Annotated in this window: 5 protein-coding genes and 2 pseudogenes; 4 read left to right on the top strand and 3 right to left on the bottom strand. The window is 58.2% G+C overall.

Going from position 1 to position 10671, the window contains the following annotated elements; genetic code table 11:
- Positions 1-126: 126 nt before the first annotated feature.
- Positions 127-768 (bottom strand): annotated as a pseudogene (locus tag HBN79_RS22300) (Wzz/FepE/Etk N-terminal domain-containing protein); the annotation flags it as partial.
- A 40-nt stretch (positions 769-808) separates the two neighbouring features.
- Positions 809-1249 (bottom strand): low molecular weight protein-tyrosine-phosphatase, encoded by a 441-nt coding sequence (locus HBN79_RS22295; protein WP_169917210.1) that lies wholly within the window; start codon positions 1247-1249, stop codon positions 809-811.
- A 960-nt stretch (positions 1250-2209) separates the two neighbouring features.
- On the opposite strand from HBN79_RS22295, the gene HBN79_RS22290 reads away from it, so the two are divergent.
- Both HBN79_RS22290 and HBN79_RS22285 read left to right on the top strand, forming a co-directional pair.
- Entirely contained in the window at positions 2210-4405 is a 2196-nt protein-coding gene (locus HBN79_RS22290) for an OsmC domain/YcaO domain-containing protein (RefSeq protein WP_169917209.1), read from the top strand.
- Between the two features lie 330 nt (positions 4406-4735).
- The gene (locus HBN79_RS22285; RefSeq protein ID WP_169917208.1) at positions 4736-6526 is read left to right on the top strand and encodes an EAL domain-containing protein; all 1791 of its coding nucleotides are present in this window, start codon (positions 4736-4738) and stop codon (positions 6524-6526) included.
- 130 nt (positions 6527-6656) lie between these two features.
- Here HBN79_RS22285 and HBN79_RS22280 read toward each other — a convergent pair whose 3' ends face one another.
- Entirely contained in the window at positions 6657-8075 is a 1419-nt protein-coding gene (locus tag HBN79_RS22280; RefSeq protein ID WP_169917207.1) for a PLP-dependent aminotransferase family protein, read from the bottom strand.
- A gap of 132 nt (positions 8076-8207) precedes the next feature.
- Between HBN79_RS22280 and HBN79_RS22275 the strand changes: the two genes are divergently transcribed.
- Both HBN79_RS22275 and HBN79_RS22270 read left to right on the top strand, forming a co-directional pair.
- Positions 8208-8657, top strand: coding sequence for a carboxymuconolactone decarboxylase family protein (locus tag HBN79_RS22275; protein WP_095023596.1), 450 nt, complete (start codon positions 8208-8210; stop codon positions 8655-8657).
- A 268-nt stretch (positions 8658-8925) separates the two neighbouring features.
- A pseudogene (locus HBN79_RS22270) lies at positions 8926-10638 on the top strand (ShlB/FhaC/HecB family hemolysin secretion/activation protein).
- Positions 10639-10671 lie beyond the last annotated feature (33 nt).

Raw genomic sequence — 10671 nt, 5'->3', positions numbered from 1 at the left:
AGATATCTGCAACCAGATCCCAGGCTGCGTCGGGGAGTTCATACCGCTTTGCCATCTTGGCCTCCTGGCTTTAATGGCGGTGTATTTTACAGAAAATCGTATTTCTTGGGTTTACGTACAGAGCCTAGCTTTTAGTGTTTCAACTTGCAGTTTAATGCCGTTTTCATTAATAAATTCACCGACCTGCCCCTTAATCAGCAGATTGTCGTCATCGTCCAGCAATGTAAAACTGCCAGATTCTCCGCTGACCAAGGTCAATTGCTTGCCCAGCAATTCCGGAGGCAATGTCAATTCAGCAAGCTTCAGTTTTTCGCCTCCCCACGCAAAACTGTCCATGCCGAACATCGGGCTGGCCACACTGTTTTCTGCATCAGGTTTAAAACGGCGTGCTACAAACTCGCCGATCAGCGGGAAGTAATTAGGTTCAACCTTAATATCCAACTTTAGATTGTCGACAGCAGCACCGATATTTTTACGGGACTTGATCAGTTCAATCTCTGTTGCCGATGGCGATTCTTTACCCAGCATGCTGCCGATATCAGAGAAGCCCAGCATATCGTTTTTCTTCGCTTCAACCTGAATCAACGCATTCGCCTGGTACACCGGTGTAGCCAGCAGGGCGTAGGCAACCCCCGCAGCCATAAAGACGCCGGTCACGCCTGCAATCAGCCATTTATGATCGATCAGCGTGCCCAACAACCCCATCAGGTCAATCTGGTCGTTGTCGTCATCTTGCTCATGGAGCTTTGTCACGGGTGCTTGCTGCATAAGTCGGTTCTTTATCTTCACAGGTAATTCGAGGGATGGCTCAGCGTTTGATCCGCTGGGCCCATGCATTTACTGCGGCGTCGATCAGCGCATACGCGTGGACAAAGGCTGGCTTGCCTTGACGGTACGGGTCGTTGATTTCGCGGTTGTCTTGCCATTTGCCCAGCAGGAACACTTTGCCCCGTGCCTCTGGAGAGATGCTTAGGACACCACCAATATGATGTTGTTCCATGACCAAAATAAGATCGGACTCATTTATGGCAGCAGCCGTCAGCTGGGTGCCGCTGTGCTCGGGCACGATGTGGCCGTGCTCTTCCAGGATCAGGCCTGCGGTGGCTTCGATGGGCTTGTTTTTTACGGCACTGAGGCCTGCGGAGCTCACGACGATGTCGGAGGGCGCCAGTGCGACCCGCATGAGATGTTCGGCGGTGGGGCTGCGGCAAATGTTGCCAATGCAGACAATCATGATTCGTTTAAACAAGGCAGCTTCCTTTGTGCCAAACATGCTCAGCCGGCGAGAGCATTTAACGATTCGTCACGACCAATATCCCCGATCCAGGAGATGGCAGTGCCTATCAATAAAGGCTGCCCGCATCAGTTAGATGTGGCGATGGCCTGGGCGGGAGCGCAGTGGCTCCTGCTTTATTACAGATAATGGGCGGTACGAAGTTGAACAACGAAAATATTAACTGCGAAACGATTGCAATATCAACCTTTAAATCGGCAGAGATTTATATTCAGGCTATATAGGCGTATTTCAATATTTATTGCCTGACAATAAATAACATTTTGGCCGTTCCCGACTAAAAATAACTCCGCCCAATGGCAGGTGCCTGGAGCCGGGCCCTGTGGTAGCGGGCACTGCTCTGGGCGGTGTGGCGACCCTTCCCTGGGCCTTGTACGGGCGGGGAGGTGTGCGCTGGCCGGTGTGAGTTGGCCTGAAAGCGAGTCGTGCCGGGGGCGTACCGTGCCTTGTGGTCGGTTTGCCTGTAGCGATAGTGGCATTATGATATGTCTGTGTAAATAGCGCCGCTGAAGTTGTTTAGTGTGTGGCACTTGGTTAGAACATTGGGTCGAGATTATTGATGCATCGGGTATATATGTTTTCGGTTTTAAGTTTGGTAAATAAGTGAGTTCTTATATAAGTGTTTGTTTTTTCTTTACGCTAACTTGGGTGTTTGAGCGGTTTGTGAGTTACTGCGCAGAAGGTTACGCCTGGTGATCCTGTGTATCCGGAGTCTCGGATCGGCTCATGCGGCTGCTGCGGCTGCTGCGGCGCATGAAGGCTGACGCAGCCTCGCGCTGCTCGGCAGCGACTACAGTTTTTGCCCAGGGTCCGCTTGACGCCGGCCAGCGGGCGCCGCGCAAAAGCACAAGACTTCACGCTGAAAAACCGGATAATGGCCGCCAATTATTTGTCTGGTTATTCTGGTAATCCCGCATGGAAATCAAGGTCAACTTTCTCGACAACCTCCGACTTGAAGCCAAGTTCGATGACTTCACCGTGGTTGCCGATCAGCCTATCCGTTACAAGGGCGATGGTTCGGCTCCTGGTCCGTTCGATTACTTCCTCGCTTCGTCGGCGTTGTGCGCGGCTTACTTCGTTAAGTTGTACTGCGCGACCCGCAATATTCCTACCGAGAATATCCGCCTCTCGCAGAACAACATTGTTGACCCCGAAAACCGCTACAACCAGATTTTCAAGATTCAGGTCGAGTTGCCTGCGGATATCTCGGAGAAGGACCGTCAGGGCATCCTGCGCTCCATCGACCGCTGCACCGTTAAGAAGGTGGTGCAAGCCGGGCCCGAGTTTGTGATTGAAGAGGTGGAAAACCTCGACGCCGACGCTCAGGCGCTGCTGATGCCTTCAAGCGGTTCCGAGGCGGGTACTTATATTGCCGGCAAGGATCTGCCACTGGAGCAGACCATTGCCAATATGTCCGGCATTCTGGCTGGCCTGGGCATGAAGATTGAGATCGCGTCGTGGCGCAATATCGTGCCGAATGTGTGGTCGCTGCATATCCGCGATGCGCAATCGCCGATGTGCTTCACCAACGGCAAGGGTGCGACCAAGGAAGGCGCCCTGGCGTCGGCATTGGGCGAGTTTATCGAGCGGCTCAACTGCAACTTCTTCTACAACGACCAGTTCTGGGGCGAAGAGATCGCCAATGCCGAGTTTGTGCATTACCCCGAAGAACGCTGGTTCAAGCCAGGGCGCAAGGATGAGCTGCCGCCCGAGATTCTCGATGCCCACTGCCTGAAAGTTTACAACCGCGAGGGCGAGTTGCGCGGCTCCCACCTGATCGATACCAATTCCGGCAATGAGGAGCGCGGTATCTGCTCGCTGCCGTTCGTGCGCCAGTCGGACGGTGAGGTGGTGTATTTCCCGTCCAACCTGATCGAAAACCTGTTTTTGAGCAACGGCATGAGCGCAGGCAATACCTTGGCCGAAGCCCAGGTGCAGTGTCTGTCGGAGATTTTTGAGCGTGCGGTCAAACGCGAAATCATCGAGGGTGAATTCGCCCTGCCGGATGTGCCGCAAGAGGTGTTGGCCAAGTACCCGGGAATCGTGGCCGGTATCCAGGCGCTGGAAGAGCAGGGGTTCCCGGTGCTGGTCAAGGATGCATCCCTGGGCGGTGAGTTCCCGGTGATGTGCGTCACCCTGATGAATCCACGCACTGGCGGCGTGTTCGCTTCATTCGGTGCGCACCCGAGCCTGGAAGTGGCACTGGAGCGCAGCCTGACGGAGTTGTTGCAAGGCCGCAGTTTCGAAGGCCTCAACGATTTGCCTCAGCCGACCTTTGAAGGTCACGCGGTGACTGAGCCCAATAACTTCGTCGAGCACTTTATCGATTCCAGCGGTGTGGTGTCGTGGCGCTTCTTCAGCTCGAAATCCGATTATGAATTCGTTGAGTGGGACTTCACCAGCCAGGGTGAAAACGCCAATAGCGAAGAGGCCGCAACCCTGTTCGGGATTCTCGAAGGCATGGGCAAGCAAGTGTACATGGCGGTCTATGAGCATCTCGGCGCCAAGGCCTGCCGCATCCTGGTGCCGGACTATTCGGAAATCTATCCGGCCGACGACCTGATCTGGGATAACACCAACAAGGCGCTGTTCTTCCGTGCCGATATCCTGAATCTGCATCGCCTGGATCTGGGCGAGCTTAAAGGCCTGGTTGAGCGTCTGGTGGAAAGCGAGCTGGATGATTACACCGATATCACTACCTTGATCGGCATCGAGTTTGACGACAACACCGCCTGGGGCCAGTTGACGATCCTGGAGTTGAAGCTGCTGATCTATCTCGCCCTGGAGCAATATGAAGAGGCGAAGGAAGCGGTGGAAATGTTCCTGCAGTACAACGACAACACGGTAGAGCGCGGCTTGTTCTACCAGGCCGTGAATGCTGTGCTGGAAATGAAACTGGACGAAGACCTGGAGCTGGAAGACTACGAAGCCAACTTTCGTCGGATGTTTGGCAACGAGCGGATGGATGCCGCGATCGGGTCGGTGGAGAGCACCGTGCGCTTCCATGGCTTGACGCCAACCAGCATGAAGCTCGAAGGGCTGGACAAGCATCTGCGCCTGATCGAGAGCTACAAGAAGCTGCACACGGCGCGGGCCAGAACCCAGGGTTGATGGCGTTGGCCAAAAAGCACCTCGACCGGGTAATGCCCGTCAGTCAATGAGTGCTGTGGGAGCGGGCTTGCTCGCGATTGGAACGGCGCGGTGTGACTGTCTGACCGTGTCGCTTGCATCGCGAGCAAGCCCGCTCCCACACGGGTTCAAGTTTCTGCGCTGGACTGACAAGCAAAAGCACCTGAGGGTGCTTTTTTGTTTTCTGCTGTCGTGGTGAAGCACCCGTATCGGTGCTTAACTGCTCCTCTATACGGGTATCAGACGCTAAGTGGATTTCCCTGCAGATCAAGCTTGAAATTGCCTTGGCGGCCCCTTATTTGAGCGCTTTCCATGTCCAACATACCTGCCACACTCCTGATCGTTGATGATGACGTTCAGATCCGCTCACTGCTCGAAGCCTTGTTGCAAGAACAGGGTTATCGCACGCTGACTGCCGGCTCGGGTGAACAGGCCCTGGCCACGGTCGCCCAACAGCCTCCGGACTTGATCCTGCTCGACGCCACGATGCCCGGTATTGACGGCTATCAGGTGGCCCGTCGACTCAAGGCGAATGCGTCTACGGCCAATATTCCCATCATCATGCTGTCGGGCCAGGGCGAGCAGAGCGCCCGTCTTCTGGGGCTTGAGGCGGGTGCCGAGGACTTTCTGTGCAAGCCGGTCGCCAGTGACGAACTGTGGTTGCGGGTGCGCAATCTGCTGCGGCTCAAGGCGTTTGGCGACCATCGGGCGGTGCATACCCTGATGCTTGAGCAGCAGCTGGAAAAACGCACCAGCGACCTGGAGCGTTTTCGCTCTGCGATGGGGACCGATGAGCGGCTGCTGAAAATGGCCAATTACGACCCGCTGACAGGATTGCCCAATCGCGACCTGTTCTACACCACCCTGCAGATGGGGCTGACCCAGGCTGCGTTGCGGGGTTGGCAGCTGGCCGTGGTCACGATCGGCCTGAACGACTTCAAGAACATCAACCTGACCTGGGGCCATTTGATGGGGGACAAGGTGCTGGCAGAGTTCAGCCAGCGATTGTCCAATTGCCTCAATGTCAGTGACACCCTGGGACGGATGGATGGCGACGAACTTGCGCTGATCCTGATGATCCGCAAAGGCCAGGCAGGTCCCAGGCAGATGGTTGACCGCATCCGCGAGGTGCTACGTGATCCGTTCAAGCTGCATGGCCATGACACACCGATGACGGCCAGTTACGGGATTGCCCTGTACCCGGACGATGGCGCCGAGGCGCACCGCCTGATCAAGCATGCCAATACGGCCATGGGGCTCGCCAAGCAGGCGGGCAAAGACACTTACCGTTTTTACACGGCACAAATGAACGTCGAGGTCATGGCTCGCCAGGAACTTGAAACCGCATTGCGCGATGCGGTTCGCAAGCAGGCGTTCGAGGTGTATTACCAGCCGAAGATAGGCCTGGCAGACGGTCGGATCTGCGGTGTGGAAGCACTGTTGCGCTGGCACCGGCCGGGGCATGCCGCTGTTTCTCCGGCGGTTTTCGTGCCGCTGCTGGAAACCCTGGGGCTGATATCCCGGGTGGGCCAGTGGGTGATCGACCGCGTGTGCAGCCAGATTGCCCAATGGCAGCGCTCAGGACTGGGGTCGTTGCAAGTGGCGGTGAATGTGTCGGCGCAACAGATTTGCGAAGGCGATCTGGTCAATGATATCGAGCGCTCGCTGAAGGCCCATCAGCTCGACCCCCATTTGCTTGAGGTGGAGCTGACCGAGGGCTCGCTGATGGAGAACACGCCCCATACCGTCAGCAGTTTGCTGACACTGAGGGACATCGGCGTGAAAATCTCCATCGACGACTTTGGCACCGGTTATTCGAGCCTTGCGTACCTGAGCCGTTTCCCCATCGACACGCTCAAAATCGATATCGCGTTTATCCGTGAAGTCACCTTCAGCCCTCAGGATGCTGCCATTGCTCGTACGATTATCGAGCTGGCTCACAGCCTTGGCCTGCAAGTCATCGCTGAAGGTGTGGAGACCCGAGAGCAACTAGAGTTCTTGACGAAAAACGGGTGCGATCAGGTGCAGGGTTATCTCTTTTGCAGGCCTCTGCCGTCGGTGGAACTGGAAGCGCTGTTGCGCGAACCGCGCTGTTTTATTTGATGTTGAGACGTAGGGCTCCGATCGTTGATGGGTGGCGCCTGTATCGCAGGACTAAGGTGTTCACACAACAGTGTGGGAGCGGGCTTGCTCGCGATGGCATCACCGCGTTTTGCCTCTGTTCCCACAGGTTCTAACCGGCAGGCTTGAGCAGCGCCAGGATCCGCTCGCCCAGTATTTCGGCACTGGCCTGGGAGGCGATGTTGGCAAACCCCAGCAGCAGGCCCGAAGGTTTTTCCCCCTGCAGGCTCCACTCGCTCAGCGCTTCGGCAAAGAGCCCGTCCTGGCGCATGCGCTCCACCAGTTGCCAATCCGGCGGCTGGCCTTCAAGGCGCAGGATCAGGTGCATGCCCCCCGGGTTGGCATCAATGCGCACGCGAGTCCCCAGCACGTTTTGTAGCCCTATCATGGTAAACGCCCTGCGCTCGCTATAAAGCTTGCGCATGCGCTGGATATGCCGGGCGAAATGGCCTTCAGTCATGAACGTCGCGACGATGGCCTGGGTCAGTTCCGGGCAACCGCTGCGAAAGGTCTGGCTGGCCTGTTGAAAGTATTCAACCTGGGCTTGGGGTACCACCACATAAGCCAGCCGTAGCCCCGGAAACAGCACTTTGCTGAACGTGCCGCTGTAGAGCACCCGTCCATCACGGTCCAGGCTTTTGAGTGCGGGTAGCGGGCGGCTGACGTAGCGGTATTCGCCGTCGTAATCGTCCTCGATGATCCATGCCTGTTGCCGGCTGGCCCAGGCCAGCAGCTCCAGCCTGCGGGACAGCGATAGCGATACGCACAAGGGGCTTTGATGGGCGGGTGTGACGACGGCCGCCTGGGCGCGCAGCGCCTCGCTACCCTGTGCAGGCAGCTGCATGCCGTCATGATCGACCGGCAGGGCCACGGTCTGGATCTGCAGTTGCTCCAGTAACTGGCGGGTCGGCGGGTAGCCGGGGTCTTCAATCAATACCCTGTCACCGGCCTTGAGCAGAGCATGGGCGATCAGCGACAACGTGTCCCGGTAGCCGGCTGTGATGAAGACTTGGGCGGCAGAGCAGGCGATACCGCGGGAAACCTGCAGGTAAGTGGCAATGGCCGTGCGCAATGATTGCAGGCCGTGAGCCGACGGGTTGGCCATGTCCTGGGCACGAGTGCTGCGCACGCATCGCGCGCCGATTTGTGCCCATACCTTTTTGGGAAAGGCGTCCAGCGCTGGCAGGCCCATCTGGAAGGGCAGTGTCTCGGGCTGGTGCCTCACGGGCGGGCTTGACTCGGGGGGGCGGGTGGCGAGTGCTGGTTTGATCGTGATGTCCGGCGTCACGATGGTTCCTGCCTGGCCGCGGGCTTGCAAGTAGCCCTCTGAGGTCAGAAGGGAATACGCCGTATCGATGGTGCCCCTGGCCAGCCCCAGTTCCTTGGCCAGGGCTCGGGCGGCAGGCACTCGCTCTCCGGGGGCCAGCAGGCCGTTGGCAATGGCTTCCCGAAAGCGCCAGTAGAGTTGCCGGTAAATGGGTTCGCTGGTGTCCGGATCAAGAGGGGAGAAGTGTGGAATGGGGGGGTTCATGGTGTTCCCTTGTGCCTGATCCCGTAGCTGGATAGATCATGGCCTGGTGATAAAGCCAAATCTTGGCTCTTTTTGACAGGGCCAAGAAACCCCACTATGGCGCCACTCAAACAGTCAATGCAAGGGCACGTCATGAACCAGCGTATCGATTATTCCAAGGCTTCACCCGAGGGCTACAAGGTCTTTGGCGGGGTGTACGGGTATGTGCAAAACAGCGGATTGCCCAAGGCACTGATTGATCTGGTGTATCTGCGGGTTTCGCAAATCAACGGCTGCGCCTACTGCATCGATATGCACTCACGGGATCTGCTCAAGTCCGGCCTGAGCGTCGAAAAGCTGGTGCTGGTGCCGGTGTGGCGCGAGGCAGGCGAGTTGTTCACGACCCGTGAGCGGGTGGCCCTCGCCTGGGCCGAAACAGTCACGCTCGTCGCGCAAACCGGAATCCCGGATGCGGACTACCAGAGCGCAGCCGCCGAATTCAGCGACAAGGAACTGGCGGACCTGACCTATGGCATCGGCCTGATGAATGCCTACAACCGGTTTGGCGTGGCCTTTCGCTTAAAACCTGCGGCGGCGGTGTAACGCTGCTGTGGGGTGGTTTTGTGGGAGCGGGCTTGCTCGCGATGGCATCGACAGGATTTAACTGCAATACCGCAGTGCCTGAATCGCGAGCAAGCCCGCTCCCACGGTTGAGGTATCCCTGCCGTTCCTCAGCGGCTTATAACGATATGTGACTAAATATTTCTTAATGTAATAAGGATACTTTTCTCCTGTTAGAACGACACATGGTCTGAATACGGATTTTTCAGAGCCATTAATCGCCTTCAAGGCGTATTAAGGATGTCGTGTGATGGCGCTTCTCCTGATCAGGTCCCGGTGTTTTACCCTGGCACGAATTCTGTGTTCGCTGTGCCTGTGCTCCTCTGCGCTGGCCGCGGCCGAAGGAGGGCAGCCCGGTCAGGAGGTCCTGCGCCTGCAGCAGCAACAACAAAGGGCCGTGCAGCAACTGCAACTGGAGCAGCGTCAGCGGCAACTTCAGCGCAAGGGTTCCGGCGCACAGTCCTCAGTGACGCCAGAGCCTGTGCTCACCGCGCAAGATGTGGACTGCTGGCCGATCCAAGGGGTACGGCTGGCTGGTGTCACCCTGTTCCGCCCCGCAGTGCTGGAGGCACGGATCAAGCCCATCGTGGCGCCGTGCATGGGTATCAACCGGATCAATCACCTGCTGGCCGAAATCACCCGCCTGTACGTCGAGGCCGGCTACATCGCCGCCCGTCCTTACCTGAGCAGCACGCCTTCTGCCGGGCAACCGCTGGATATCCGGGTCGACGAAGGCTATGTCGAAACGATCGAGCTGGCCGACCAAAGCCTGCCGCTGTCGCTACGCACGGCATTCCCCGGCATGCTGGGCGCGCCGCTGAACCTGCGTGATCTGGAACAGGGGCTGGACCAGCTCAACCGGCTGCGCTCGGTGGACGTCACGGCGGATATCGCGCCCGGCAGCGTGCAGGGGGCTTCGCGGATCATTCTTCGTTCAAGCGCCGACGAGCCCCATTGGGGGCTGGACCTGAGCCTGGATAACCTCGGCAGCGCCGCCACCGGCCGTGATCGCAAGGTGATCGGCTTGAGCCTGGACAGCCCGCTGCAGCTCAACGACGCGCTCAACCTGGGCTTCAGCGAGACCCTCAACCACGGGCCGCGCTTCAGCCGCAGCAACAGCCTGTTCTATTCGGTGCCTTACGGTTACTGGACCTTGAGTGCATTCGCCAGCCATATCGAGTACCGCGCGCCGATCAAACTCAGTACCACCACACTCTATGGCAGCGGTCGCACCGATCAGCTCAGCCTGCGTGCGGACCGCGTGCTATGGCGCGACCAGGGCCATCAACTGAGCGCCCATCTGCAGTTGACCCGCAAGGCGGTCGACACCTACCTGCAAAAGGCCCGGCTGGGCATCCAGAGTCCGACACTCACGGTGGCCGAAGCCGGTTTCAACCTGTTCTGGCAGGACGCGGCGGTGTGGAATCTGGACGTGACTTATGCCCAGGGCCTGACCTGGCTGGGGGCAGACCGTGACAGCGATCAGGTGCAGAGCAACCTGCCCAAAGCGCAGTTCGGTGTGTACCGCGCCAACCTCATTCAATGGCGCAACGGCCAGTTCTACGGGCAGCCCTGGCAGTGGCAGAGCCAATTGACGCTGTAATACAGCCCCGACCCGTTGCCCGCCATCGAGCAACTGCTGGGCACCGACGACTCGGCGGTTCGCGGCTATCGCGACAACAGCGCCTCCGGTGCCATCGGCGCAGTCTGGCGCAACACGCTTTACGTGCCGCTGCGTAATGATCTGCCCATCCGCATCACCCCCCGCATCGGCCTGGACAACGGCTGGGTCAAATCCGGGTACGGCGCTGCGGGCCAACGCCTGAGCGGCGCAAGTGTGGGCCTCAACCTGCGCTGGAAGGATCTGCAGCTAGACCTCGATTACCAGCGCCACCTCACTATTCCCAAGGGTTTTAGCCAGGAGCCGCACGTCTGGCTGGCACGCCTGAGCGTGCAGATTTAACGCCTGCAGGGGCTCGACAAGCCCCTGAAGCGT

Origin of the sequence: Pseudomonas sp. WS 5051, assembly GCF_012985715.1 — a bacterium.
Taxonomy (GTDB): domain Bacteria; phylum Pseudomonadota; class Gammaproteobacteria; order Pseudomonadales; family Pseudomonadaceae; genus Aquipseudomonas; species Aquipseudomonas bubulae.
Note: the sequence above shows the minus strand (reverse complement) of the source record. Positions and strands in the feature narration are given on the sequence as shown.